This window comes from Janthinobacterium sp. UMAB-60, assembly GCF_900095235.1.
Classification (GTDB): Bacteria; Pseudomonadota; Gammaproteobacteria; order Burkholderiales; family Burkholderiaceae_D; genus Janthinobacterium.
Genome location: NZ_LT607494.1, coordinates 117,650 through 141,020, shown reverse-complemented (window position 1 = coordinate 141,020; position 23,371 = coordinate 117,650). Strand labels below are relative to the sequence as shown.

The 23,371-nt window shown below is 64.1% G+C and carries 26 protein-coding genes and 2 pseudogenes; 7 read left to right on the top strand and 21 right to left on the bottom strand.

Annotated features, from left to right (window positions below; all coding sequences use genetic code 11):
* Genes fliP through fliR form a run of 3 tightly spaced genes read left to right on the top strand, consistent with a single transcriptional unit; the run spans position 1 to position 1,928 of the window.
* Positions 1 to 759, top strand: a complete 759-nt coding sequence (fliP, locus tag K0F86_RS20130) for a flagellar type III secretion system pore protein FliP (protein ID WP_219136014.1) — start codon at positions 1 to 3, stop codon at positions 757 to 759.
* A 10-nt stretch (positions 760 to 769) separates the two neighbouring features.
* The gene (gene fliQ, locus K0F86_RS20125) at positions 770 to 1,039 is read left to right on the top strand and encodes a flagellar biosynthesis protein FliQ (RefSeq protein WP_035821365.1); all 270 of its coding nucleotides are present in this window, start codon (positions 770 to 772) and stop codon (positions 1,037 to 1,039) included.
* A gap of 22 nt (positions 1,040 to 1,061) precedes the next feature.
* Positions 1,062 to 1,928, top strand: a complete 867-nt coding sequence (fliR, locus tag K0F86_RS20120; RefSeq protein ID WP_219136013.1) for a flagellar biosynthetic protein FliR — start codon at positions 1,062 to 1,064, stop codon at positions 1,926 to 1,928.
* Positions 1,929 to 1,934: 6 nt separating this feature from the next.
* Here the strand turns inward: fliR and K0F86_RS20115 are convergent.
* Positions 1,935 to 2,249 (bottom strand): annotated as a pseudogene (locus K0F86_RS20115) (LysE/ArgO family amino acid transporter); the annotation flags it as partial.
* Positions 2,250 to 2,258: 9 nt separating this feature from the next.
* Here K0F86_RS20115 and K0F86_RS20110 point away from each other — a divergent pair.
* Positions 2,259 to 2,731: pseudogene (locus K0F86_RS20110) on the top strand (LysR substrate-binding domain-containing protein); the annotation flags it as partial.
* 9 nt (positions 2,732 to 2,740) lie between these two features.
* Here K0F86_RS20110 and K0F86_RS20105 read toward each other — a convergent pair.
* From K0F86_RS20105 to flgB, 13 genes are all read right to left on the bottom strand, one after another.
* Positions 2,741 to 4,000, bottom strand: coding sequence for an MFS transporter (locus tag K0F86_RS20105; RefSeq protein WP_219136012.1), 1,260 nt, complete (start codon positions 3,998 to 4,000; stop codon positions 2,741 to 2,743).
* Positions 4,001 to 4,048: 48 nt separating this feature from the next.
* Positions 4,049 to 4,492, bottom strand: coding sequence for a MarR family winged helix-turn-helix transcriptional regulator (locus K0F86_RS20100; protein WP_219136011.1), 444 nt, complete (start codon positions 4,490 to 4,492; stop codon positions 4,049 to 4,051).
* A 159-nt stretch (positions 4,493 to 4,651) separates the two neighbouring features.
* Positions 4,652 to 5,893: a flagellar hook-associated protein FlgL gene (flgL, locus tag K0F86_RS20095; RefSeq protein WP_219136010.1), complete on the bottom strand. Its 1,242-nt coding sequence runs from the start codon at positions 5,891 to 5,893 to the stop codon at positions 4,652 to 4,654.
* A 51-nt stretch (positions 5,894 to 5,944) separates the two neighbouring features.
* Positions 5,945 to 7,912 (bottom strand): flagellar hook-associated protein FlgK, encoded by a 1,968-nt coding sequence (gene flgK, locus K0F86_RS20090; RefSeq protein ID WP_219136009.1) that lies wholly within the window; start codon positions 7,910 to 7,912, stop codon positions 5,945 to 5,947.
* Between the two features lie 88 nt (positions 7,913 to 8,000).
* A complete protein-coding gene (flgJ, locus tag K0F86_RS20085; protein ID WP_219136008.1) occupies positions 8,001 to 8,927 on the bottom strand; it encodes a flagellar assembly peptidoglycan hydrolase FlgJ in 927 nt (308 codons plus the stop codon).
* A gap of 10 nt (positions 8,928 to 8,937) precedes the next feature.
* A complete protein-coding gene (locus tag K0F86_RS20080) occupies positions 8,938 to 10,053 on the bottom strand; it encodes a flagellar basal body P-ring protein FlgI (RefSeq protein WP_219136007.1) in 1,116 nt (371 codons plus the stop codon).
* 2 nt (positions 10,054 to 10,055) lie between these two features.
* A complete protein-coding gene (locus K0F86_RS20075; protein ID WP_219136006.1) occupies positions 10,056 to 10,706 on the bottom strand; it encodes a flagellar basal body L-ring protein FlgH in 651 nt (216 codons plus the stop codon).
* 50 nt (positions 10,707 to 10,756) lie between these two features.
* Positions 10,757 to 11,539 carry a flagellar basal-body rod protein FlgG gene (gene flgG, locus K0F86_RS20070; RefSeq protein WP_219136005.1) on the bottom strand — a complete coding sequence of 261 codons (783 nt, stop codon included), beginning with the start codon at positions 11,537 to 11,539 and terminating at the stop codon, positions 10,757 to 10,759.
* A 72-nt stretch (positions 11,540 to 11,611) separates the two neighbouring features.
* On the bottom strand, positions 11,612 to 12,355 hold the full coding sequence (locus tag K0F86_RS20065; protein WP_219136004.1) for a flagellar basal body rod protein FlgF: 744 nt from the start codon (positions 12,353 to 12,355) through the stop codon (positions 11,612 to 11,614).
* A gap of 92 nt (positions 12,356 to 12,447) precedes the next feature.
* Positions 12,448 to 13,995, bottom strand: a complete 1,548-nt coding sequence (locus K0F86_RS20060) for a flagellar hook protein FlgE (RefSeq protein ID WP_219136003.1) — start codon at positions 13,993 to 13,995, stop codon at positions 12,448 to 12,450.
* A gap of 54 nt (positions 13,996 to 14,049) precedes the next feature.
* A complete protein-coding gene (locus K0F86_RS20055; RefSeq protein WP_219136002.1) occupies positions 14,050 to 14,748 on the bottom strand; it encodes a flagellar hook assembly protein FlgD in 699 nt (232 codons plus the stop codon).
* A 15-nt stretch (positions 14,749 to 14,763) separates the two neighbouring features.
* Positions 14,764 to 15,165, bottom strand: a complete 402-nt coding sequence (gene flgC / locus K0F86_RS20050) for a flagellar basal body rod protein FlgC (RefSeq protein ID WP_219136001.1) — start codon at positions 15,163 to 15,165, stop codon at positions 14,764 to 14,766.
* Between the two features lie 2 nt (positions 15,166 to 15,167).
* Positions 15,168 to 15,620 carry a flagellar basal body rod protein FlgB gene (gene flgB / locus K0F86_RS20045; protein ID WP_219136000.1) on the bottom strand — a complete coding sequence of 151 codons (453 nt, stop codon included), beginning with the start codon at positions 15,618 to 15,620 and terminating at the stop codon, positions 15,168 to 15,170.
* Between the two features lie 191 nt (positions 15,621 to 15,811).
* Here flgB and flgA point away from each other — a divergent pair, with 191 nt between their 5' ends.
* The 3 genes from flgA (at position 15,812) to K0F86_RS20030 (ending at position 17,402) form a co-directional block, all read left to right on the top strand.
* On the top strand, positions 15,812 to 16,507 hold the full coding sequence (gene flgA / locus K0F86_RS20040; protein WP_219135999.1) for a flagellar basal body P-ring formation chaperone FlgA: 696 nt from the start codon (positions 15,812 to 15,814) through the stop codon (positions 16,505 to 16,507).
* A gap of 110 nt (positions 16,508 to 16,617) precedes the next feature.
* Positions 16,618 to 16,926 (top strand): flagellar biosynthesis anti-sigma factor FlgM, encoded by a 309-nt coding sequence (flgM, locus tag K0F86_RS20035; protein WP_034754089.1) that lies wholly within the window; start codon positions 16,618 to 16,620, stop codon positions 16,924 to 16,926.
* Positions 16,927 to 16,934: 8 nt separating this feature from the next.
* Entirely contained in the window at positions 16,935 to 17,402 is a 468-nt protein-coding gene (locus K0F86_RS20030) for a flagella synthesis protein FlgN (RefSeq protein ID WP_219135998.1), read from the top strand.
* An 18-nt stretch (positions 17,403 to 17,420) separates the two neighbouring features.
* On the opposite strand, the gene K0F86_RS20025 is transcribed toward K0F86_RS20030, so the two are convergent.
* The 7 genes from K0F86_RS20025 to flhF all read right to left on the bottom strand — a co-directional run bounded on the left by K0F86_RS20025 (position 17,421) and on the right by flhF (position 23,229).
* Positions 17,421 to 18,275, bottom strand: coding sequence for a hypothetical protein (locus K0F86_RS20025; protein WP_219135997.1), 855 nt, complete (start codon positions 18,273 to 18,275; stop codon positions 17,421 to 17,423).
* Positions 18,276 to 18,348: 73 nt separating this feature from the next.
* Entirely contained in the window at positions 18,349 to 18,711 is a 363-nt protein-coding gene (locus K0F86_RS20020) for a translation initiation factor Sui1 (RefSeq protein WP_219135996.1), read from the bottom strand.
* A gap of 50 nt (positions 18,712 to 18,761) precedes the next feature.
* Positions 18,762 to 19,535 carry a flagellar motor protein MotD gene (gene motD, locus K0F86_RS20015; RefSeq protein ID WP_219136081.1) on the bottom strand — a complete coding sequence of 258 codons (774 nt, stop codon included), beginning with the start codon at positions 19,533 to 19,535 and terminating at the stop codon, positions 18,762 to 18,764.
* Between the two features lie 5 nt (positions 19,536 to 19,540).
* Positions 19,541 to 20,287 (bottom strand): flagellar motor protein, encoded by a 747-nt coding sequence (locus K0F86_RS20010; protein ID WP_101482416.1) that lies wholly within the window; start codon positions 20,285 to 20,287, stop codon positions 19,541 to 19,543.
* On the bottom strand, positions 20,269 to 21,000 hold the full coding sequence (locus tag K0F86_RS20005) for an RNA polymerase sigma factor FliA (protein ID WP_219135995.1): 732 nt from the start codon (positions 20,998 to 21,000) through the stop codon (positions 20,269 to 20,271). Before K0F86_RS20005 ends, K0F86_RS20010 begins: the two co-directional genes overlap by 19 nt.
* 44 nt (positions 21,001 to 21,044) lie before the next feature.
* Positions 21,045 to 21,908: an antiactivator of flagellar biosynthesis FleN protein gene (locus K0F86_RS20000; protein ID WP_219135994.1), complete on the bottom strand. Its 864-nt coding sequence runs from the start codon at positions 21,906 to 21,908 to the stop codon at positions 21,045 to 21,047.
* Entirely contained in the window at positions 21,901 to 23,229 is a 1,329-nt protein-coding gene (flhF, locus tag K0F86_RS19995; RefSeq protein ID WP_219135993.1) for a flagellar biosynthesis protein FlhF, read from the bottom strand. The genes K0F86_RS20000 and flhF overlap by 8 nt, the downstream gene beginning before the upstream one ends.
* Between the last annotated feature and the right edge of the window lie 142 nt (positions 23,230 to 23,371).

Here is a 23,371-nt window from a genome sequence, read left to right as displayed (position 1 = left end):
ATGGCATGGTCCAACGTAAAGACTCCCCTGACCTGGCTGCTGGCGGCCGTCGCCCTGGCCTTGCCGCTGTGGGCCATGGCCCAGCCGGGTATCCCCGCCTTCAACAGCACGCCGGCGCCGGGCGGCGGACAGAATTACTCGCTGCCGGTGCAGACGCTCATCCTGATGACGTCGCTCACCTTCCTGCCGGCGGCCCTCCTGATGATGACCTGCTTCACGCGCATCATCATCGTGCTGTCCCTGCTGCGCCAGGCCATCGGCACGCAATCGTCGCCGCCGAACCAGGTGCTGGTGGGACTGGCCCTGTTCCTGACCCTGTTCGTCATGGGCCCCGTGTTCGACAAGATTTATACGGATGCCTACCTGCCTTATCAGGAAAACAAGATCAGCATGCAGCAGGCGATGGACAAGGGCGTCGATCCCCTGAAAACCTTCATGATCAAGCAGACGCGCCAGGCCGACCTGGCGCTGTTTGCCAAGATGTCGCGTTCGCCGGCCCTGCAAGGTCCGGAAGACGTGCCGCTGCGCATCCTCGTGCCCGCCTTCGTCACCAGCGAACTGAAGACGGCATTCCAGATCGGCTTTGCCATCTTCATCCCGTTTTTGATCATCGACATGGTGGTCGCCAGCGTGCTGATGTCGATGGGCATGATGATGATGTCGCCCGCGACGATCTCGCTGCCGTTCAAGCTGATGCTGTTCGTGCTCGTCGATGGCTGGCAATTGCTGCTGGGCTCCTTGTCTCAGAGTTTTTACTAGGGGAAATACGATGACACCCGAAAGCGTCATGACCCTGGGCCGCCATGCGATGGAAATCACCCTGATGGTGGCCGCGCCCATGCTGCTCGTCGCCCTCATCATCGGCTTGATCGTGAGTATTTTCCAGGCGGCCACGCAGATCAACGAGGCGACCCTGTCCTTCATCCCCAAGCTGGTCGGCATCTTTGTCGCCCTCGTCGTGGCCGGTCCGTGGATGCTGTCCGTCATGCTCGACTACATGCGCCAGGTATTTACGGGCATCCCGAACCTGGTGGGCTAGGCATGCGGCCACGGCATACGCCATGCTGACCCTGTCGAGCATCGAACTGAATACCTGGATCGCAGCACTGCTGTGGCCGCTTAGCCGCATCCTCGGCCTGATCGCGGCCGCGCCCCTGTTCGGCAACGCGGCCGTGCCGGCCACCGTCAAGGTGACCCTGGGCGCGCTGCTGGCCATGATCATCGCGCCCACCGTGCCGGCCTTGCCGGCCGTCAACCCGATGTCCTTGCCCGGCTTGCTGATCCTGACGCAAGAGATGCTGGTGGGCCTGGCCATGGGCTTTTCCATCCGCATCGTGTTTTCCGCCATCGAAATGGCCGGCGAGCTCAGCAGTCTCACCATGGGCCTGGGCTTCGCCTCGTTCTTCGATCCGCAGACCAAGGGCAGGTCGTCCGCCATCAGCCAGTTCCTCGTCATGCTGGCCACGTTGATGTTTCTCACAGTCAACGGCCACCTGGTCTTGCTGGCGGCGCTGGCGGAAAGCTTTGTCAGCCTGCCCATTTCGTCGAGTCCCATCAGCGGCGGCGGTTTCCAGCAATTGGCGGCCTGGGGCGGGGAAATCTTCCGTTCCGGCCTGCAGATTTCGCTGCCCATCATCGCCGCCCTGCTGCTGACCAACGTGGCGCTGGGCATCTTGACGCGAGCCGCGCCACAGCTGAACATTTTCGGTATCGGTTTTCCCGTCACTCTGGGCGTGGGCTTGCTGGTGATCGGCATGGTCCTGCCCTACCTGGCCACGCCGTTCCAGAACATGTTCCTGCGCGGCATAGAAACGGCGCGTTTGCTGCCGCGCGGCTTTGCCACGCGCGACCGGCCACCGCCGCCCGCGCCGCCAAATCCCCTGCGCCCGGCAACGCCTGCGCCGGCACCGTTGCCGGCAGCGCGCTGATCAGGACTACCAGCCCAGCGCGTGGCGCAGCAACAGCGCCGACAGCACGAACATGGTCACGCCGATCAAGCCATCGAGCACTTGCCAGGCGCGGGGCCGCGCAAACCACCGCGCCAGCCGGCGCGCGCCATAGCCCAGACAAGCAAACCACAGCAGGCCGGCGGCGCTGGCGCCAACAATAAACCAGCCGCGCAGCGCGCCCGGCTGCTGGGCACCAATACTTCCCACCAGCAATACCGTATCCAGATACACATGCGGGTTAAGCAAGGTAAACGCCGCCGCCTGGGCCAGGATGGCGCCCAGGCCCAATCCCACCCCACCCCACCGTCGGCGGCGATCAGCGCCACGGCCCGGCCCGCATCGGGCTGCAACAGCCGCCCGCTGGGCGCCATGCACTACCTGGCGGCCGCCAGTCCCGCTTTCCTGCAGCGCTATTTTCCCCTGGGCGTCGGCGCCGCCAGCCTGGCGCTGGCGCCCAGCCTCGTCTTCAATGCCAAGGATGAGCTGCAGGCGCGCTGGGTGCGCCGCCTGTGCCACCGGCACGTGGAATTGCCGCGCCATGCCCTGCCCTCGTCGCACGCCTTCGTCACGGCCGGCCTGGCCGGCATGGGCTGGGCTGGGGCTTGCACCCGCAGGCGCTGATCCAGCCGCATCTTGACAATGGCAGCCTGGTCGAACTGCTGCCGGATACCCCGCTCGACGTCGCCCTGTACTGGCATACGGCACGCGCCGCGTCCGGCCTGCTCGACGGCTTGAGCGCAGCCATCGTGGCCGCCGCCCGCACGGGCCTGCTGCCGCCCTGATTGCCAGGCTCAGGGCTGGTCGCTGCTGAGCGCCATGCGCCAGCGCCGCACATCGACATTCAAACGCAACTGGTGATGCTTGACCAGGTAGCGCACGCCGACCAGCGCCGCCGCCAGGCCCGACAGCGCGGCGATGCCCAGCGCCCAGCGCGGGCCGAAGGTATCGGCCACCCAGCCCACGACGGGGGCACCCAGCGGCGTGCCGCCCGCCGAGATGGCCAGCAGGATGGCCATCACGCGGCCCCGCATGGCAGGCGCCGTCGACAATTGCACGCTGCTGTTGACGCTGGTGGTAAACGTTTGCGCGGCGATGCCGATGACCACCAGCATCATGCCGAACAGCCAGTAATTGGGCATCACGGCGGCCAGCGCACAGGCCAGGCCGAACAGCGCCGCCGCCCCCAGCAGCAAGGCCAGCGTGGGCTGGCCGCGCCCCGCCGCCAGCAAGGCACCGGCCACGGAGCCGCACGCCATCACGGAACTGAGCACGCCATACTGGCCGGCGCCCGCATGGAAGGCCGTCACCGACATGGTCGAGAGGAAAATCGGAAAGTTCAAGCCGAAAGTGCCGATCAGGAACAGCATCAGCAGGATGGCCATCAGGTTGGGCCGCTGGCGCACGTAGCGGAAACCCTCGCCCAGGCTGGCGCGCGTGGCCTTGATGCGCGGTGCGCGGCGCAGCAGTTCCACGCGCAGCAGCAACAGCGAACCGATCACGGCGGCAAACGAGACGGCGTTGATGATGAAGACCCAGCCGCTGCCGACGCTGCTGATCAGCAAGCCGGCCACGGCCGGGCCCAGCATGCGCGCCGCATTGAACGAGGTGGAATTGAGCGCCACGGCATTCGTCAAATCTTCCTCGCCGACGATTTCGGCAACAAAAGTCTGGCGCACGGGCGAATCGAAGGCCGTCACGCAGCCCAGCAGGAAAGCAAACACATACACATGCCACAGTTGTACCAGGCCGCTGATGCACAAGATCCCGAGTCCCAGCGCCAGCAAGCCCATGGCCGCCTGCGTGCACAGCAGCAATTTCCTGCGGTCCAGCAAGTCGGCCGCCATGCCCGTCAGGGGCAGCAACAGCAGTTGCGGGCCGAATTGCAAGGCCATGACGATGCCGACGGCGCTGGCATTGTGCTGCGTCAATTCGCTCAGCACCAGCCAATCCTGCGCCGTGCGCTGCATCCAGGTGCCGATATTCGACACCAGGGCGCCGCCGGCCCAGATACGGTAATTGGGAATGCGTAACGAACGGAATGTGTTGTTCATCTGGGCGTGCGGGCTCCTTGCCGGGGGCGTGGTGGAAAATTCAGCGGATCATTCCGCCAAGCGTTTGAGTAAGGCCACCGCATGGTTCAGTTCGGTGACTTCGTCCGGCGTGAGCCGGGTTTCAATCGTGCGTGCCAGCCAGTCTTCGCGCGCGGCGCGGCTGGCCGCGATCCAGGCGCGGCAACCGTCCGTCAGGGTCAACAGCGTCTGCCGGCCATCGAGCGGGTCGGGCGAGCCCGTCACCATCCGCGCTTGCGTCAAGGCTTGCACGGTGGCGGCCATCGACTGCGGACGCATGCCTTCGGCGCGCGCCAGGCTGCTGGCGGTGGCCGGACCGTCGCGCTCGAGGCGGCTCAGCACGGATGCCTGCGACATGCTGACATCGCCCAGGTGCGCCTCTTCGCGCAGGCGGCGGCGCAATTTGCCGACCAGGATGCGCAATTCGCCGGCCAGTTGCAATACGTGTTCGTGCTCTTCTTGTGGGGTGTGCATGGGAGGCAGGTAATGGATCAACAGGCTCCACTATAACAGATATGCAGGTAGGCTGCACAGTTTACCTGCATATCTTGCCAGAATAGCCAGATTGCGGACGCAAAAAAGCCGGGGCGGAAGATGCACTCCCTACCCCGGCCCGCTAGCGCGACGGATGGCTTAGCTGATGTAATTGAACAGCGACAGGCCCGAGATCGAGGTGAACGATTTTTGCGCCGCCTGCAGGGTGACTTGCTGCTGGCTGAAAGTGGAAATGGCTTTCACCATATCGAGGTCTTGCAGGTCCGACAGGGTGGTGGCGTACTGGATGTCGAGATCGTCGCCGGCGCTGCCGAGATAATCGAGTTCCTTCATGCGCGAACCGACGTCCGCGCGCACGGACAGCACATTATCGTAGGCCGTGTCGAGAATATTGTGCGCGGCGTTCAAGCCGTTCGTCAGGCGCGCCTGGCCCGCATCGCCGCTGCCCGGCTGGCGCAGCACGCCGATCAGGTTTTTCACGGTGGTAAACAACGATTCCTTGGCGCTCGGCGCCAGCGTAAAGCTGTCCTGGTCCGCCGGCACGCCCGCGATATTTACCTGCTGGCCGTCGAAGGTGATGGCGTCGCCTGCTTTGTAGGGAACGGGAACGGCGGGATTCGGCACCGTCTGGCCCAAGGTGGCGTCGGTGACGGTGTAGGTGGTAACGGCAGTGGTACCCGTGCCCGTGACCTTGAAATCGATCGAATACTTGTGTCCTGTCAAGGCCGACGGGTCCGTCACCGTGCCGCCCGAAATGACACCCGAGCCGCCGCGCGTGAAGTTGGCGGTGGCGGCCGCCGTGGTGAACTTGCCGTTGCCGGTCAGGTTATTTTCGAACACGGTGGCACCGGAATCGCTGGTAGCGAGGTAGCGCGCCGAGCCCACCTGCAGTTCGCGCTGGCCCTGGTCGCCCACATAGGTGGCGCCCGTCGGCGTCTGGCTGAATGGCTGGGTGGTGGATTTATAGCCGGAAAACAGGTAGCCGCCGGCACCGTCGGCCGTGTTGGCGATGCCCATCAAGTCGGTCAGTCGGCCTTCCAGCTCCTTGGCCAGGGTATCGCGGTCGACATCCTTGAGGGAAGGATTACCAGCCTGCAAGACCAGGTCTTTCACGTCGGCGATCAGCGAGGTGGTGCTGGCCAGCGCCAGGTCTTCCTGCGACAGGAAATTTTTCGCGTTCGAACGGTTCGTCACGAACTGGGTATTGATCGATTGCGACTGCGTCACTTCCAACGCGCGCGCCGAGGCGATCGGGTCGTCGGCCGGCGTCAGGTTGCGGCGGTTCGCCGACAGTTGCATCTGCGTACGGTTCAAGGCGCCCTGCAGCGTATTGAGCTGCGAGCTGCCCTGGTCATAAATCATTCGTGTGCTGATGCGCATGATGCTGCCCTTCCAGAAAGCCGCCGCGCGCTGCGCCGCGGCGAAAATTGATTAACGCCCCAGGCCGATGACTACGTCGAACAGGGTGCTGGCAATCTGCATGACTTTGCCGCACGCCTGGTAGGACTGCTGGTAACGCAGCAGGTTGGCCGCCTCTTCATCGAGGTTGACGCCGGAAACGGACTGCTGCTGGGTGCTGGTCTGCTGCAGCAATGCCTGGCTGGCCAGGCCGCTGACCTGCACTTCGCGCGTCTTGTTGCCCACGAAGCTGACGGTTTGCGCATATGAACCCTGGAACGTGGCATTGCCGCCATCGAGGATGTTCTTCGTCTGCAAGCCCGCCAATAGCGCCGCATTGCGATTGTCGCCCACGCCGCCCGAGTTCGGCGCAATGGTGAAGGTATCGCCCTGCGCCGGCGTGCCCGTCATGCTCACATTGATGCCGCCAAAGCTGAAGTTGTCGCCTTCCGTATACGGGATGTTCGCCGTGCCGGCCGGATAGGTCGTGGTGGCGCCATTCAAGCCCTTGACCGTCACCGCCTGGCCGGCCGGGAAACCCGTCAGCGAAGTGGTCGCCTTGTCATATGTCAAGGTCAGGGGACCCGTCAGGGCATTGCCCGGGCTCAAGTAGGCCTTGTCGACTGAGCCGGCGCTGAGCTTGCCCGTGCCCGTATTGGCCACCGGCGCCGAGGTGGCGATGGGAGCGGCGGCGGCGATCTTGTTGCGGTCGGTGACCAGCACGGCCAGGCCGGCCGCGCCATTCGCCGTCGGCCTGATGACGTAGTTGTCGCCTTGGGCGGCCGTGCCCGAGATCGAGAAATCGACGCCGTCGATGGTTTGCGGCGCCGTTTGCGGGTACGGATTGATGATGGTGTGTGCACCGTCCGATTCGCGCGTCACCACATAATTGCTGCCGTCGTATTTCAGGCTGTAATCGCTGGCCGTCAGCTGGGTGGGGTCGCTGACCTTGGCCGACAGCACGGTGGTGCTGCTGGGGTTGTTGCCGCGGTCGGCGCCGATCACGGGGTCGGGTATCTTGAAAAAGTCGCCGCCCATGGCGCCATTCAAGTCCTGGCCCAGCTTGTGCTGGTCGTTGAAGGTACTGGCCAGCGCGATGGCCACCTTGCCCAGCGAGTTCTGCACATTGTCCAGGGTGCCGCTGCGGAAATCGAGCAAGCCGCCCAGCGAGCCGCCGGTCAGGGAGCTGTCCGGCAGCACGCTGACGGTACTGCCCGTGACATAACCCACCTCGATGCGGTTCGGGTCCGTCGCAGAAGGCGTCGCCGCCAGCTGGAAGCTGCGGTCCGCCACCACCAGCGGCTGGCCCGCGCCGATGGAAATGGTGACGGTATTGTTGGCAGCGGGTTGCACCGTCGCCTTGACATATTTGTTCAATTCCGTGATCAGCTGGTCGCGCTGGTCCAGCAGATCGTTGGGCTGGTTGCTGGCATCGACCGACAACTGGGAAATCGACTTGTTCAGGTCGGCGAGCTGCTTGGCGTAGGTATTAATCACCGTCACATTCGACGTAATCTGCGAATTGACGCCGTCGCCGATCTCCGTCAGGCGCGCGCTCAGACCCTGGAAGCGGGAAGTGAGCGAGCCGGCGCTCGACAGCAACGCCTGGCGCGAGGCGACAGAAGAAGGATTGGCGCTGAAGTCCTGCACGCCCTTGAAGAAGTCTTGCAGGGCGGGCGACAGGCCCGCCGTGGGGTCGGCCATCAAGTTGTCGATCTGGCTGATCTGCGTGTAATAGCTATCGAGCGCGCTGGTGGCGCTTTGTGCGGCATTGACCTGGGTGGCCATGAAGCTGTCGTACTGGCGCTTGATCTGCGACACTTCCGTGCCCGTGCCGACGAAGCCATAGCCGGCAAAGTTCGACTGCGAAGTCTGCTGCAGCACCGTCTGGCGATTGTAGCCGGGTACATTCGCATTGGTGATGTTATGCCCGGTCGTCGACAGGCCCACCTGCGCTGCAAGCAAACCGCTCTTACCGATGCTGAGTAGATTCGAAGTCATGGTGTCTTATTGGTTACCGTCACATGTATTTACGGCAGCCGCGGCGAAAACTTGAAGCGCGCGGCCTGCACAGGGGCACGGCTGGTGGTTAGCCCACCAGCGAATGCTTGATAATTTTTGTTAATTTGGCAGCGTAATTCGGGTCCGTCGCGTAGCCAGCCTTTTGCAAGCCCTGGGCGAAGGTGCTGGCGTCGCCCGCGCTGGCCAGCACTTTTTCATAGCGTTTGTTGTTGGTAATCAACTGCGCATAATCCTTGAAGCTGTCCGCGTAGCTGTCATAGGCGCGGAATTTTTCCACCTTGCGCTGCGCCTTGCCATTCACATATTCCGTGGTGACGGCTTCCGTGACCTTGCCCTTCCAGTCGTTTGACGCCTTGATGCCGAACAGGTTGTGGCTGCTGCTGCCGTCGCGGCTGATGATTTCGCGCTTGCCCCAGCCCGTCTCCAGCGCCGCCTGACCCAGCATGAACTTGGCCGGGATGCCGGTGGCGCGGCTGGCTTCTTCCGCATGCACGCCCAGCTTTTCCTGGAAGGCGCGCACATGCGGCGCCTGCGTGGCGTTGGCCTTGTCGCTCAGGGTCTTGCCGCTGCCGCTGGCACTGCTTGCACCGTCGGTCAGGGCGCCCTGCTGCTGGCGGAACGCGGCCAGCGCCTGCGTCATGCTCGACGAGCGGGGCGACGGCGCTTCGGCGCCATCGGCGGCCAGCGCCTGGTTCGAGGACGACAGCTGGCGGATCAGCACATCGGCCAGGCCCGTGCCCCGCTTGGCCAGGTTCTGGCTCGTCTGCTGGTCCAGCATCGAGGTGTACATCTTGCTTTGCTGGCTATCCATGATGCCGTCCTGCGGCGTCGCGTCGCGCATGCTTTTCATCATCATGTTGATGAACATGGCTTCAAATTGCGTAGCGGCCTCTTTCAGGGCGGCAGGGTCCTTCGCCTTGGCGGACTGGCGCAAGCCATCCATGCCCTTGACGTCGTAGGCGGCGGTATTGCTGAGGTCGGTTTGGCTGATCATGGCGTGCCCATCAAATGATTTCGAGTTCGGCGCGCAGCGAACCGGCCGCCTTCATCGCCTGCAGAATGGCCAGCAAGTCTTGCGGCGAGGCGCCGATGGCGTTCAAGGCTTTCACCACGTCGGACAGCGACGCGCCGCCCTTGACCAGCATGACCTTGCCCGGTTCCTTCTTGATATCGATCTGCGCCGTCTGCGTGACCACCGTGCGCCCGCCCGACAGGGGCGCTGGCTGGCTCACCTGCGGCTCGACATTGATGGTGACGGACAGGTTGCCGTGCGAAATGGCGCATGTTTCCAGGGTCACGGACTGGTTCATCACGACGGAACCGGTGCGCGCATTCATGATGACCTTGGCCGCCAGGCGGGCCGGATTGACTTCGATGCTTTCCAGCTGGCCCAGGAAGGTCACGCGCTGGTCGCTGCTGCCCGGCGACTGCACCTGAATCACGCGCCCGTCCAGCGCGGCGGCCGTGCCGGCGCCGTAGCGGCTGTTGATGGCGTCGACCACGCGGCTGGCGGTGGCGAAATCGGTGGCATTCAATTCCAGGCGGATGGTGTTATTGGCGCCCAGCACCGAGGGCACCGTGCGCTCGACGGTGGCGCCGCCCGAGATGCGCCCCACGCTCAGGTGATTGATGACGATGGAGCTGCCGGCCGCCTGCGCGCCCACGCCGCCCACCAGTACATTGCCCTGCGCCATGCCGTACACCTGGCCATCGGCGCCCTTCAATGGCGTCATCAATAATGTGCCGCCGCGCAAGCTTTTCGCATTGCCCATCGACGACACGGTCACGTCCAGCATCTGGCCCGGCTGGGCAAACGCGGGCAAGGACGTCGTCACCATCACGGCGGCCACGTTTTTCAGCTGCAAACTGGTGCCTTGCGGCAAGTTGATACCTTGCTGCTGCAGCATCGCCGCCACGCTCTGGATGGTGAACGGCGTTTGCGTGGTCTGGTCGCCGCTGCCGTCGAGGCCGACGACCAGACCATAGCCCATCAACTGATTCTGGCGCACGCCGGCGATGCTGGCCAGGTCCTTGATGCGCTCGGCCTGCGCCATCGGCGCCAGCAGGGAGAATACCAGGCCGCAGACGGCCAGCAAACGGGGAAAGGTCAGGGTCGCCATGATCAGAACGGCAACAGGCTGAGGAAGAAGCGCGAGGCCATCGAGGCCATTTCGGCGCGGTCGATCTGGCTGTTGGTGCGGTATTCGACGCGTGCGTCGGCCACCTGGGTCGATGGCACGACGTTGCCGATGCCGATCGTGTCAGGATTGACCATGCCCGAAAAGCGGATGAATTCCGTACCCTTGTTCATGGCGATCTGTTTCTCGCCAGCGACGATCAGGTTGCCATTAGGCAATTCCTCGATGACCGTCACACCGATCGTGCCGGAAAAGGTATTGCTGGCGGACTGGTTGTCGCCGTCGGCAAACTTGGTCGCGCCATTCGCCGCCACGGTGCCGCCCAGGCGGCCCTGGGCGAAGCCGGGCGTGCTGAAACCCACGCTGCCCGACTTGTTGCCGGAGCTGGCGCCCGCCTTGACGGCATTCGTGCGCTCGGTGATGGCGATCGTCATGGTGTCGCCCACGTGGCGGGCGCGGCGGTCTTCGAAGGCGGGACGGTAGGTCGACGGCTGGTAGATGGAACCGTTGTTGACGACCACGGGTTCCGGCATCGGCGCGCGCGTGGTGGTCGGGTATTGCACGATGGACGTAGGCGTGATGGCGCAGCCGGACAACAGGACTGCGGACAACAGGGCGATGATGGGGTATTGCATGGCGAACCTCCGCTGCCATCCGGCGGCGGATGGCATGACAACTAAAAAAATTACAATTGAGAAAGTTTTTGCAGCATCTGGTCGGATGTGGTGATGGCCTTGCTGTTGATTTCGTAGGCGCGCTGCGTCTGGATCATGTTGACCATTTCCTCGGCCACGTTGACGTTCGAGGTCTCGATATATCCCTGCATCAACACGCCGGCGCCATTCGTACCCGGGGTATTCGTCTGCGCCACGCCGGAGGCGCCCGTTTCCATGTACAGGTTTTCACCCTTCGATTCCAGGCCGGCCGGATTGACGAAGGTGGTCAGCTGCAGCGAGCCGATCTGCGATGGCGCCACGGTATTGGGCAAGGTAACGGAGACGGTGCCGTCGCGCGCCACGGTCAGGCTCAGCGCATTCGTCGGTACAGTGATGGCAGGCTGGATGACGAAGCCTTCGGAGGTCACCATCTGGCCATTGGCATCGGTCTGGAAGGAACCGTCGCGCGTGTAGGCGGTGGAGCCATCGGGCAGCAGCACCTGGAAGAAACCGGTGCCGTTGACCATCACGTCGCGCGAATTGCCCGACGCCTGGGGATTGCCCTGGGTATGGATGCGTTCGGTAGCCACGGTGCGCACGCCCGTGCCGATCTGCAAGCCCGACGGCAGCTGGGTTTGCTGCGAGGATTGCGCGCCCGGCTGGCGCACATTTTGATACAGCAAGTCTTCAAACACGGCGCGCGACTTCTTGAAGCCGGTGGTGCTGACGTTGGCCAGGTTATTGGCGATCACGTCCATCTGCGTCTGCTGCGCTTCCAGGCCGGTCTTGGCTATCCAAAGGGAACGAATCATGTTTTTTCTCCAATAACAGCGCTTGCCAGCCCTGTAGACTATTTCTATGTAACCATTATGCGACCGGCTCTATCAATTCAAAGCGAGGATCTGGGTGGCTTTCGCCGCGTTATTCTCGGCATTCTTCAACAAGCTCATTTGTGTTTCGAACTGGCGCGCCAGGGCGATCATGCTGACCATCGAGTCGACGGGGCTGACATTGCTGCCTTCCAGAGCGCCCGTGGTCAATTTGACGGCCGGGTCGGCTTGCGCCACCGTGCCATCCTTCAGGCGGAACAGGCCGTCGTCGCCGCGCACCAGTTGCTGCTCGGGCGGGTTGACCAGCTTGATGCGTCCCAGCACCGTGGACGGGCCCGGCGGCACGTCCGTGGAAATCGTGCCCACCGTGCCATCGCCGGCGATGGACACCGTCACGCCGGGCGGAATGGCCAGCGGACCCGTATCGCCCTGCACCATCAAGCCCGACTGTGTCTGCAACATGCCGTTTTCATTGAGCTTGAAGGCGCCGTTGCGCGTATAGGCTTCGGACCCGTCGGCCGACTGCACCGCGATCCAGCCGCCATTTTCCACGGCCACGTCGAGCGTGCGGCCCGTGTGCTGCATGGGTCCTTGCGTGAAATCGGAACCGACCGTCGAATCGACGACAAAGGCGCGCGTCGGCATCATGCCGTCGGCCACCACGGGCACGGCGCGGAACGAGTCGAGCTGGGCACGGAAACCCGTGCTGGTGGCGTTCGCCAGGTTGTTCGCCGTGGTCGCCTGCCTGTCCAGGATGTGCTTGGCGCCCGAGCCGGCGGTGTAGATGAGACGGTCCATGTGTTTCTCCTGTTGCTTTCAACCCAAGGCAAAAACTGGGGTCGGACCCTCAGGGTCCGACCCCGGCCTTTCGCCGCTAGGGGGTCAATCCATTAGCGCAAGTTCACCAGGGTTTGCAGGACAGAATCCTGCGTCTTGATGGTCTGCGCATTCGCCTGGTAGGCGCGCTGGGCCGTGATCATGTTGACCAGTTCGGCCGTCAGGTCCACGTTCGACACTTCCACGGCCGAGGCGCGCAAGTCGCCTAGCCCGGCCGAGCTCGGCTCACCCGTCATGGGGCTGCCCGAGGTCGAGCTTTCCGCCCAGGCATTGTTGCCCAGCGGCTCCAGGCCATTCGGATTGGCAAACTTGGTCAATACCACCTGGCCCAGGTCGCGCGTCTGGCCATTGTTATACTGGCCCTGGATCACGCCATCGCTGCCCACCACGAAACGGCTCAGCTGGCCGGCCGCGTAGCCATCAGCCACGGTGCGCTTTTCGCTGGTGGACGAACTGAGCTGGGTGGAATTGGTGAAGTCGACCTTGATCGCCAGGTTCGCGTTCGCGCCCGTGGCGGGGAAGACGGGCAGGTTGACCGTCACCGGCAAGGTTTGCGGCGGCGTCAGTGCCAGCATGGCGGCCTTGTCCAGGCTGCCGACGCTGTTGAACACCAGCGAAGCCGACCTCACGGCGGGCACCTCCGTCACCGCGGCGATATTGGCGTCGATCTGGTCTGGCGTCAGGCTGGAATTGACGCCGTTGGGCACGGCGCTGCCATAGGTGGCGCTGATGGCGGCCAGCTGGGCGGGGCTGGCGCCGGCCGCGGCGGCGGCGGTGCGCACGGCGGCACCGGCCGCATTGCCATAGGCGACGGCGGCGGCCGTGATAGCCGCCGGCACCAGCGGCACGGCGGTGGCGGCGGCCTGGTAGGCGGCGCGCGCGGCCAGCGAAGCGGCATCGGTCTGCGCCGACGCGGCTACTTTCGCGCTGGTAATTTCCTTGCCATCAGTGGCCGAATAGACATCCCAGGAATTGGTGCCCGTCTTGACGTAGAAATTGGACATCGTGTGCGAATTGCCCAGCGAGTCGTAGACCGGCACGGGGAATTGCTTGGTCCACGACTTTTGCTCGCCCACGCTGAACGGCACCACGGTCGGCATGGCCGAGTTGGAATCGAGGTTGACCTGGGTATCGACCTTGGTGGTCGCCTGCGGCGCCATGTCGGACGGGTCGATCTGCAGCGGCACGGTGGCGCCGGCCAGGATCTTGCCGTTCGCATCGGCCGGATAGCCCGTCAGCTGGGCTTTCTGCGCATTGATGATGAAGCCGCTCTTATCGACCTGGAACTGGCCGTTGCGCGAGTACTGGATGGCGCCGTTCACGCTGGTGCGGAAGAAACCGCCGCCATTGATGGCGATGTCGAGCGGATTCGACGAACTTTCCAGGTTACCCTGGTTGAACAGCTGCGCCACTTGCGACACGGCCACGCCGATACCGGGCTGGTTGCCGCCCACGCCATACAGCGAGTTGGCATAGATGTCGGCAAACTGCGCCTGCGACTGCTTGAAACCCACGGTGGCCGAGTTGGCGATGTTGTTGCCGATGACGTCCAGCGATTTGGCGGCGCCATTCAAGCCGCTCAGGCCTTGTTGGAAAGACATTGTGTTCTCCTGGTAGAAATTAGGGGTAGAGGGTCTACGCTACAAATGAGCGGCTTACAAAATCTGTTTCACATCGGCCATGGTGATGCTGCCCACGCCGGGCACGTTCAACTTCACGCCGCCCGCGCCCGTCGACACGCTGGCGACCGAACCGAACATCAGCGCCGCCGCATCCGTGAGCTTGGCCCCGCCGCGCGTGGCTTCCACCGAAAAGGTGTAGGCGCCGTCGGCCAGCACAACCGGCTTGCCATCCTTGTCGAGGTCGGCGGTGGAGCCGTTCCAGCCCAGCGGCAAGGTACCCGCATCCTGCGGGCCCAGGTCGATGGAATGGACTTCCTTGCCCGCACTGTTGTAGATGATGACCTTGACGCTGTCGGCCGGCGTGGCCAGGTCCACGCCCATCAGGGCCGCACTCTTGCTCAGGGTGATGTTCTTACCTGCCGTCAGCACGCCGTGGCCGATAATATTCGCCGCCTGCATCGATTCGGCCTGCTGATAGCTGGTTTTGAGGGTTTCCAGCGTGGTATTGAGCTTGTTGACGCCCGTCACCGTGGACAACTGGGCCAGCTGACTCGTCAGCTGCGCATTATCCAGCGGGTTCATCGGGTCCTGGTTTTGCAGCTGGGTTACCAGCAGGGTCAGGAATTTGTTCGTTTCCTCCTCGACGCTGCCAGCAGCGGCAGTCGTCTTCTTCGGATTCATTGTCGCCATCAGGTCGGTGACGGGGCTGGTGCTGGTATCGATGGTTGCCATAATGGTCAGTCGGCCTTATTGGCCAAGCGAAAGGGTTTTCAGGAGCAGCGACTTGGCCGCGTTCATGGTTTCCACGTTGGTCTGGTACGAGCGCGAGGCCGACAGCATGTTGACCATCTCGTCGACCGTATTCACGTTGGGCATGGTGACGTAGCCCTTCTCGTCGGCCAGCGGGTTCTTCGGGTCGTAGACCAGCTTCATCGGCGACGGGTCTTCGATCACCTTCTGCACCTTGACGGCCGTGGCGCCGTTGGCCATGGGCACGGCTTCGAACACCACCTGCTTGGCGCGGTAGGCTTCGCCGCTGGCGCTGGTGGCGCTGTCGGCATTGGCCAGATTGCTGGCCACCGTGTTCAGGCGCTGCGCCTGGGCGCTCATGGCCGAACCGGACACATTGAAGATATTAAACAGCGACATGATTATTGTCCTCCCTGGATGGCCGTCAGCATGCCCTTGATCTGCGAGTTGAGGAAGGTCACGGCCGCCTCGTAGCGGATGGCGTTGTCGGCAAAGGCGTTGCGTTCAAGATCCATGTCCACCGTATTGCCATCGACGGCACCCTGGGCCGGCGCGCGGTACAGCAGCGGCGTGCCGTCGGCCAGGGTCTCGACCTTGCCGCCCGTGCCGCTCCCTGCGGCAGCGGCTACGCCCTTGCCCGGCATATGCTGCGGCGCCGTGCCCTTCAGGGCCGGCGGCACGCCATCGTTGCGCGCCATCGCCCCCTTCAGCGCGCTGGCGAAATCGACATCGCGCGCCTTGTAGTTGGGCGTATCGGCATTCGCGATATTCGAGGCGAGCAATTCCTGGCGCGTCGAGCGCAGGCTCAGCGCCGTCTCGTTGAAGCGCATGTAATCGTCGAGTTTCCCTATCATGTCAGGCTCCGGAAAGATCTGCCACTGGCGCCTGAGATGGCGGAAGGATGGCGGTATAGTGATGACAGGAAACATAGTACGGCGCCCACCGGCAAGGCCATCGCCGGATCAGACCGTACTTTTACCCCTTAATCGGCGCTTCGATCAGCGCTGCGCGCACTATCATGGCACTATTCCAGAGGCCTATCACCATGAAAACACCGCTCGCTTTCTTCTTCGCTCTTGCCGCCCTGCCACTATTGGCACAGGCGCAAAACGCCGGCCGGCAGACGCCGGAAGCGCTGCGCAACAGCGTGGAACAGTTCCTGCAAGTGCAAAGCAATGGCTTGCCAGGCAAGGTGACGGTCACCGTCGGCGCCGTCGATCCGCGCCTGAACCTGGCCGCCTGCCCCGCGCCGCAAGCGTTCATGGCGCCGGGCGCGCGCGCCTGGGGCAAGACCACGGTGGGCGTGCGCTGCACGGCGCCCTCCAACTGGACCATTTATTTGCAGGCCAACGTGGCCGTCGTGGGCGACTACGTGGCCAGCGCCGTGCCGCTGGCACAAGGGCAAGCCATCGACGCCAGCCAGCTGGTGACGATGCAGGGCGACCTGGCCGCATTGCCGGCAGGCATCGCCACCGACATGGCCCAGGTGGTGGGCGCCAGCACGAATATTTCCTTGCCGCCAGGCACGCCGATGCGCCTCGACACCCTGCGCCGCAAGCCGGTGGTCATGCAAGGCCAGTTGGTGCGCGTCGTTTCAAATGGCAACGGTTTCCAGGTGGCATCAGAAGGACGCGCCATCGGCAGCGCCGGCGATGGCCAGACGGTGCAGGTACGCACGCAGAGCGGCCAGCAGATCAGCGGCGTGGCGCGCGCGGGCGGCATGGTGGAGGTCGCCTTTTAACACGGATAGATAGCGATATTGTAGTCTGGCGCACTAAAGTTCCTGGATAGGATGCCGATAAGAAGTCATATCCCGGAGTTTCCTGACTTCGACCAGACGAGGATCACGCTGTGAAAATTACCGATAACACCATTAAAAGCAATCCCGGCCTGCCGGTGGCGCCCGCCAATACCTCCGGCGCCCGGAATGCCGAGAAAGCCCAGGCAACACCGACGACGTCGGACAATGTACGCCTGTCGCCGCAAGGACAGGCATTAGCGGCCAGTGCAACTGCCGGCAGCGGCGCCGTGTTCGACACGAAAAAAGTCGAACGCATCAAACTGGCGATCGCCGACGGCCAGTTCCAGGTCAACTCTGAAAAAGTGGCGGACGGTCTCCTCGACACAGTCAAGGACTTGCTGCACTCACGAAATAGATAGGTTCCCTCATGCAATCAGTGACTCCGTTTTCCAGCCTGCGCGACGAGCAACAGCTCATGACCACATTGCTGGCATTGATGAAAGAAGAACAGCGGCATCTGGTTGCGGCTGACATCGATGCAATCACGGAGCTCACGGCGCGCAAGACGGCACTCGTCGGACAATTGAGCCAACTGGCGGCGCAACGCCACCAGGCGCTGGCGACAGCCGGCTTCACGGCCGCCGAAGCGGGCATGGAAGACTGGCTGATCAGCGCCAGCGAAGCCGAAGCGGCGCCCCTGTGGAAAGCCCTGCTCGACACCACGCGCGAAGCGAAAGAACAGAACCGGCTCAACAGCCTGCTCGTCAACAAGCACATGCTGCACACGCAAGGCGCCCTGAACGCCATGCGCCCCACGGCCCAGAGCGGCAATTTCTACGGCCCCAGCGGCCAACCGATGACCAACACGGCCAGCCGGCGCGTGGTGATCGGCTAGTTTCCCTTACTTGCCCGTTCAGCCATGCGCGGGACGCCCCGTGTGCTGGCGAAATTTCGCCGCGATGGCTTGTCCCTTCGCTGCGGCGGCGGCCTGCTGCGCCGGGGTCAGCTCGTCCTGCAGCCAGTGCCAGTATTCATCCTGATACGGATTGGTGACGCCGGGCGCGAGGATATCGTCGTAAACGAGGCGCAGGGCCAGCAGGTAGCCATACGCTTGCGGCGCATCTTTCCGCACCACTTCGCCGTCGCGCAGATACGCCATCATCAGGGTAGCGACGCTGGAGAGTTCCGCCTCGTCCGCCTGCGCCGTCAGTTGGGCGATGGCTTGCCGCTTCCATGCCTGCACCAGCGGATCGTCGGGACGGTTGCGCAGCGCGCTGCGGTCGCCGAACGGGCCTTCCGACAGGAACAGGGTGGCGGCGCCCGGCACGCCCGCCTTCGCGGCGGTGGCCAGGTAAACCAGGCGGTCGTCGCGCTGGCGCTGCGTCAGCCCCGCGCACAGCTGTTGCTGGGCGGCTTTTTCTTCTGGCGTCATCTCGCGTCCCAGCTCGAATTCCAGCCCCGGCAGGCGGCTTTCGCGCTGGAAGACGATGCAGTCGTCGAGCAGATTGTAGGCCGCATACGCGTCTTGCGCCCTGCCGCTGGCGGCCAGGCGTTCGAGCCGCTGCGCCAGGGACACGACAAGAGGCGCCTGGGCCGCGGGAACGGAGGCATCGATATGCATATACGATTCCAGGCTGCGTCGCGGCGGCGCGCTGGCGGCAGCGACGCCCGCTTCCGGCACGCCGCCGTCGGGCGCAGGCCAGTACGCCAGCGCCAGCGCTGCCGCGATGGCGGCGGCGATGGCGATACCGGTCAGTTTGCTATTCATGATGAGGTGGCGCATAAAAGGAAATGCACGTTACCACAGGTGCGCGGCGGCATGCCGCACGCGGCGCGGGCAATCAGCCGCCGGCTTTTTTCGCCTGGTGACCCAGCCTGGTCAGCGCAGCAAGGATGGTGTCGACATGGTCGCCCTGCACTTCGATCACGCCATCCTTGACGGTGCCGCCCGAGCCGCATTGCGCGCGCAGCTGCTTGCCCAGCAGGGCCAGCGCGATGGCGTCCAGCGCCAGGCCTTTCACCACGGTGACGCTCTTGCCGCCGCGGCCCTTGGTCTGGCGCGACACGCGCACCGCGCCATCGCCGATTGGTGCCGCCTTGGCTTGCGCCTTGCACGCGCATTGCGCCAGCGGCTGGCGGCAGGCGGGACACATGCGGCCCGTTTCGGTGGAGTAGACGAGACCGCCCAGGGAGCTGCTTTTCATGAGGAAGAGATAAAAAGGGAGAAGGCCGCGATTGTACCAAGCGGCAGGGTTCAGTTGGCCGGCGCCGGCGCCGTCGGCACTTCCGTCACCGTCTCAGGGATGCCCGACAAAATCGTCACGGCGACCCGGCGGTTGCGCGCACGCCCTTCCGGCGTGGCGTTCGGCGCCACGGGGATGTTGTCGGCGTGGCCCACGGCCGTCAGGCGCGACGCCTGCACGCCGCTGGCGATGAACAGGCGCACCACGGCACTGGCGCGCGCGGCCGACAATTCCCAGTTCGAGGCAAAATTGGAATTGCTGATCGGCTGGACATCCGTATGTCCTTCCACCTGCACGTCGTGCGTGTCATCCTTGAGCAGCACGGCAACGGCGCGCAGGGCCTGGTCCGACTCCATCGTCAGGCGTGCCGCACCCGGGTCGAACAGTACGCTGGCATTGATTTCCACGCTCACGCCGCGGCTCGTCTGCGTGACCCGCACCTTGCCTTCCTTGACCAGCGGCGCCAGGGTGGACGTGAGGTCCTGCGCCAGGCGCGTCATGTGTTCGCGCTCGCGGCGGATGGCTTCCGTGCGGCGTTTCAGGGCGGGATTCGGCAGCGGGATCGCTTGCGGCGCTTCCATGATGATGGGCGGCGCGCCCTTTTCCAGGCTGAAGGCCTGGCCGATGGCGTTCTGGAAGACGCGGTATTTGCCTTCGTTGACTTGCGAAATCGCATACATGACGACGAAAAAGGCGAACAGCAGGGTGATGAAGTCGGCATACGAGATCAGCCAGCGGTCCTGGTTGTCCGGTTCCTCGTCATACTTCCTGCGCGCGCGCCGCATCATGGTCAATGCTCGTGCAAGAGGCTGGCCACGCGCTCTTCGATGATGCGCGTGTGGTCGCCCGTGGCGATGTCGTACAGCACGGCGGCCGTGATTTCATACTGCAGCACGCGGCGCGAGACGATGGCCTTGAGCTTGTTCGCCACCGGCAGGAACAGCAGATTGGCCAGGCCGACGCCATAAATCGTCGAGACGAACGCCACGGCGATGCCGCTGCCCAGTTTGCTCGGGTCGGTGAGGTTTTCCATCACGTGGATCAGGCCCAGCACGGCGCCCAGGATGCCGATGGTGGGCGAATAGCCGGCCGCCGATTCCCACACCTTGACGGCCTGGCGCTCGGCCATTTCGTAGGCGGAGATTTCCACGTCGAGCAGCTGGCGCAGCTTGTCGGGCGCGATGCCGTCGACGATCATCCTCAGCCCCTTGGCATTGAAGCGGTCGGCCGTGTTTTCCATCAGGCGTTCGAGCGCCAGCGTGCCGTCGCGGCGCGCCGTCAAACTCCATTGCCCGATGTCGCGCGCCAGCGCGGCACGCGTGTCGGCTGGCGGCAGGAAGACCCAGCGCAGCATTTCCAGGCCGCGCACGAAGGTGCGCAGCCGCGTTTGCAGCAGCACGGCGCCGAAGGTGCCGACGATGACGATGGCAAAGGCGGCCGGCTGCAGCAGGGAGGCCATCTTGCCGCCTTCCAGTGCCTGGCCGACCAGGAGGCCCGCCAGCGCCAGCGCCAGCCCGATTACGCTGGACCAGTCCACGCCAGCTCCCTCAAGGTTGCGCGCAGGCGCGCGACGGCCTGGGTATGCAGCTGCGAGACGCGCGATTCGGACACGCCCATCACCGCGCCGATCTCCTTCAGGTTCAGCTCTTCTTCGTAGTACAGGCCCATGAGTATTTTCTCGCGTGGCGGCAGCGCGTCGATGGCATCGATCACGGATTGCCGGAAATCGGTATCGAGCAGGGACCGCAAGGGGTCGCTGTCCTCGTCCACGCAATGGCGGTCGAGAAAGCTGTCATTGCCGTCCGGGTCATGAAAGTCTTCGTAGTACAGCAACTGGTGGCCGCCGCCGTCGCCCAGCATTTCCTGGTAATCGACCAGCGACATTTTCAGCAGTTTCGCCACTTCCGACTCCGTCGGCGGGTGTCCCAGGCGCTGTTGCAAGGTGCTCATCGCCTCTTCGATCTTGCGCATGTTCTGGCGCATGCTGCGCGGCAGCCAGTCGCTGGTGCGCAATTCGTCGAGCATGGCGCCGCGGATGCGCAGCACGGCATACGTCTCGAACTGCGCGCCATGCGTCTCTTCATAGCGGCTGATGGCGTCGAGCAGGCCGATCATGCCGGCCTGGATCAGGTCATCGACCTCGACCGAAGGCGGCAATTTCGCCTTCATATGGTGCGCCAGACGCTTCACCAACGGAATGTGCTCCGTCAGCAAATAGTCCTTGTTCGATTTCCCTTTGACCGTGTACATAGGCTGCTTATTGTTTTAACTGCTATCGTGTGCTGATGATGGATTCAGACGCTGAACTGATGCGGACTCCCCGTCTGGTACAAGGTGCCACCGAGCACCGGCGCCGCGGAACGGGCCAGTCGCTCGGCCAGTCCGCGAAACGCCACCGAGGCTCCCGCCAGCGGAAAGGCATCGACCACGCTGCGGCCCAGACGCGCCGCGCGGTGCAGATACTCATCGGCAGGCACCGATCCCATCGAAGTCAGTTTCACGGCCAGGTAGCGGCTCGCCGCCTGCGCCATATTATCGTATACCACTTTTGCCTCGGATTCGGAAGCGCCGGTGACAAGAATACCGAACGGGCGGCGTCCCAGCTCCTGGCTCAGGCGCTTGATCAGGCAATACGCCGCCTTGATCGAAGTGGCGCTGGTCGACACTTGCACCACGATATCGGACGAGGCCATCAGCGGCACGGGGAAGCAATCGCCCTCGTCGGCCATGACGCCGTCGACCAGCACGATGCCGCTCTGGCGCGCCAGCACCTCGAAGGTCTTGCCCAGGCGGCGCAGTTCGTCCGCACCCGCATAATCCATGCTGTCCATCAGGTGGTTGCGCGCGCCCAGGCTGGCCACGCCGAAGCCTTGCGGCACCTGGTGGATGACCTGGTTCAGGCCGCATTGCTGGCGCGCCACGTCGCGCAGGCTGGCGCCGTGCGCCAGTCCCAGGCGCGCGGCGACGCCATCGCTGCCGCCGCTGGCGTCGAGCAGCAGCACGTCATTGCCGCCGTAGACCAGCGAGGCGCCCAGGTTGACCAGCATGGCGCCCTTGTCGTCCTGCGGCGTGGCCGATAAAAATGTCATCACGCGCGGCTGCGGGCCGGCCAGCATGCGGCGCAAGCCTTCGGCCTGGTCGAAATCGAAATTAGCCAAGGCGCACCCCGCGCGCTTCATTGTTGCGGGCGGCCGCTTGCGCCATCAACAGCGGCAGTTCGGCATCGGAAAACTGCGTCGCCGCCGCATCGCGCTTGAGCTTGAAGGCGCGGTCGATCAGGTAGCCGCGGTCGGCCAGGTACAGGTCTTCCGGTACGCGCTGGCCGTTCGACACATAAAACAGGTTCAGTTTCTGGCGGATCACCACGTCGAGCACATTGCCGATCGAGGCCGCTTCATCGAGCTTGGTCATGATGCAGCCGGCCAGGCCGCTGCCCTGGTAGGCACGCACCACTTCATTCAGCGTTTCCTGCGTCGCCGTGGAGTTCAGGCACAGCAAACGTTTCACGTCGGCGCCCGCGCCCGACAGCATGGCCACCTGCTCCGTCACCATCTGGTCGCGCTGGCTCACGCCCACCGTATCGATCAGCACCGTGTGCTTGTTCTTCAATTCTTTCAGGGCGATGCGCAAGTCCGCTTCATCCTTCACCGAATGCACCATCACGCCGAGGATCTTGCCGTAGATGCGCAGCTGTTCGTGCGCGCCGATACGATAGGCGTCCGTGGTGATCAGGGCCAGTTTTTCCGGGCCGTGGCGCATCACGCAGCGGGCCGCCAGCTTGGCCGTGCTGGTGGTCTTGCCGACACCGGTCGGGCCGACCAGGGCGAATACGCCGCCCTGCTCCAGCATGGCGTCTTCATTGGCGACCGTATTCAGGTTGCGGCTGAGGACGGTCTTGATCCAGCGCATGCTTTGCGCGCCATCGAGGCCGGCGGGCAGCTTGTCGATCAGGTAGCGCGCCAGGCTGGCCGAGAAACCGGCGGCCAGCATTTCGCGCAGTACCACGGCTTTTTGCGGCTCGCGCTGCTGCGTCGAGCCCCACGAGATTTCCGCCAGCTGGGTTTCCATCATGCCGCGCATGGCGCGGATTTCATTCATCATGCCGCTCATCTCGGCGGCGGCGTTCTCTTTGACGTGCGCCAGCGCGCTGGCCATCATCTGCTGCATGCGGGCCATGTCCACTGGCTCGCCGGCTGCCTGGCGCGGCGCGACAGGACGTGGCGCAGCCGGGCGCTGGGCCGGGGCGGCCGGACGCTGCGGCGTGGCGAACTGGGTCTGCAACTGGGGACGGGGCTGGGACATTTCGGACGCGGCCGGCGGCGACGCCAGCGAAGCGGCATCGTCATTGGCCAGCGCGAGGATTTCCACCACGCCATCGGCCTGGCGGTTCGACAGGATGACGGCATCGGGACCCAGCGCTTCGCGCACCTTGCGCAGCGCATCGCGCGACGAGGCGCCCGTAAATTTCTTCACATTCATGACCGGCCTCCCAGGGCGGGGGTGGCGCAATATAGGCTGAACTGTGTGACCATCGTCGACTCCTGTTGCTTGGATGCTGTCTTCCACATGGACACAGATCACCCGGACAGTTTCCATTATTAGCGATGCTTGGAGGAAATGA

What these genes read in the sequence shown, in the direction of transcription:
- fliP (WP_219136014.1), top strand. Translation starts at nt 1, where the DNA reads ATGGCATGGTCCAACGTAAAGACTCCCCTGACCTGGCTGCTGGCGGCC.
- fliQ (WP_035821365.1), top strand. Translation starts at nt 770, where the DNA reads ATGACACCCGAAAGCGTCATGACCCTGGGCCGCCATGCGATGGAAATC.
- fliR (WP_219136013.1), top strand. Translation starts at nt 1,062, where the DNA reads ATGCTGACCCTGTCGAGCATCGAACTGAATACCTGGATCGCAGCACTG.
- K0F86_RS20105 (WP_219136012.1), bottom strand. Translation starts at nt 4,000, where the DNA reads ATGAACAACACATTCCGTTCGTTACGCATTCCCAATTACCGTATCTGG.
- K0F86_RS20100 (WP_219136011.1), bottom strand. Translation starts at nt 4,492, where the DNA reads ATGCACACCCCACAAGAAGAGCACGAACACGTATTGCAACTGGCCGGC.
- flgL (WP_219136010.1), bottom strand. Translation starts at nt 5,893, where the DNA reads ATGCGCATCAGCACACGAATGATTTATGACCAGGGCAGCTCGCAGCTC.
- flgK (WP_219136009.1), bottom strand. Translation starts at nt 7,912, where the DNA reads ATGACTTCGAATCTACTCAGCATCGGTAAGAGCGGTTTGCTTGCAGCG.
- flgJ (WP_219136008.1), bottom strand. Translation starts at nt 8,927, where the DNA reads ATGATCAGCCAAACCGACCTCAGCAATACCGCCGCCTACGACGTCAAG.
- K0F86_RS20080 (WP_219136007.1), bottom strand. Translation starts at nt 10,053, where the DNA reads ATGGCGACCCTGACCTTTCCCCGTTTGCTGGCCGTCTGCGGCCTGGTA.
- K0F86_RS20075 (WP_219136006.1), bottom strand. Translation starts at nt 10,706, where the DNA reads ATGCAATACCCCATCATCGCCCTGTTGTCCGCAGTCCTGTTGTCCGGC.
- flgG (WP_219136005.1), bottom strand. Translation starts at nt 11,539, where the DNA reads ATGATTCGTTCCCTTTGGATAGCCAAGACCGGCCTGGAAGCGCAGCAG.
- K0F86_RS20065 (WP_219136004.1), bottom strand. Translation starts at nt 12,355, where the DNA reads ATGGACCGTCTCATCTACACCGCCGGCTCGGGCGCCAAGCACATCCTG.
- K0F86_RS20060 (WP_219136003.1), bottom strand. Translation starts at nt 13,995, where the DNA reads ATGTCTTTCCAACAAGGCCTGAGCGGCTTGAATGGCGCCGCCAAATCG.
- K0F86_RS20055 (WP_219136002.1), bottom strand. Translation starts at nt 14,748, where the DNA reads ATGGCAACCATCGATACCAGCACCAGCCCCGTCACCGACCTGATGGCG.
- flgC (WP_219136001.1), bottom strand. Translation starts at nt 15,165, where the DNA reads ATGTCGCTGTTTAATATCTTCAATGTGTCCGGTTCGGCCATGAGCGCC.
- flgB (WP_219136000.1), bottom strand. Translation starts at nt 15,620, where the DNA reads ATGATAGGGAAACTCGACGATTACATGCGCTTCAACGAGACGGCGCTG.
- flgA (WP_219135999.1), top strand. Translation starts at nt 15,812, where the DNA reads ATGAAAACACCGCTCGCTTTCTTCTTCGCTCTTGCCGCCCTGCCACTA.
- K0F86_RS20030 (WP_219135998.1), top strand. Translation starts at nt 16,935, where the DNA reads ATGCAATCAGTGACTCCGTTTTCCAGCCTGCGCGACGAGCAACAGCTC.
- K0F86_RS20025 (WP_219135997.1), bottom strand. Translation starts at nt 18,275, where the DNA reads ATGAATAGCAAACTGACCGGTATCGCCATCGCCGCCGCCATCGCGGCA.
- K0F86_RS20020 (WP_219135996.1), bottom strand. Translation starts at nt 18,711, where the DNA reads ATGAAAAGCAGCTCCCTGGGCGGTCTCGTCTACTCCACCGAAACGGGC.
- motD (WP_219136081.1), bottom strand. Translation starts at nt 19,535, where the DNA reads ATGCGGCGCGCGCGCAGGAAGTATGACGAGGAACCGGACAACCAGGAC.
- K0F86_RS20005 (WP_219135995.1), bottom strand. Translation starts at nt 21,000, where the DNA reads ATGTACACGGTCAAAGGGAAATCGAACAAGGACTATTTGCTGACGGAG.
- flhF (WP_219135993.1), bottom strand. Translation starts at nt 23,229, where the DNA reads ATGAATGTGAAGAAATTTACGGGCGCCTCGTCGCGCGATGCGCTGCGC.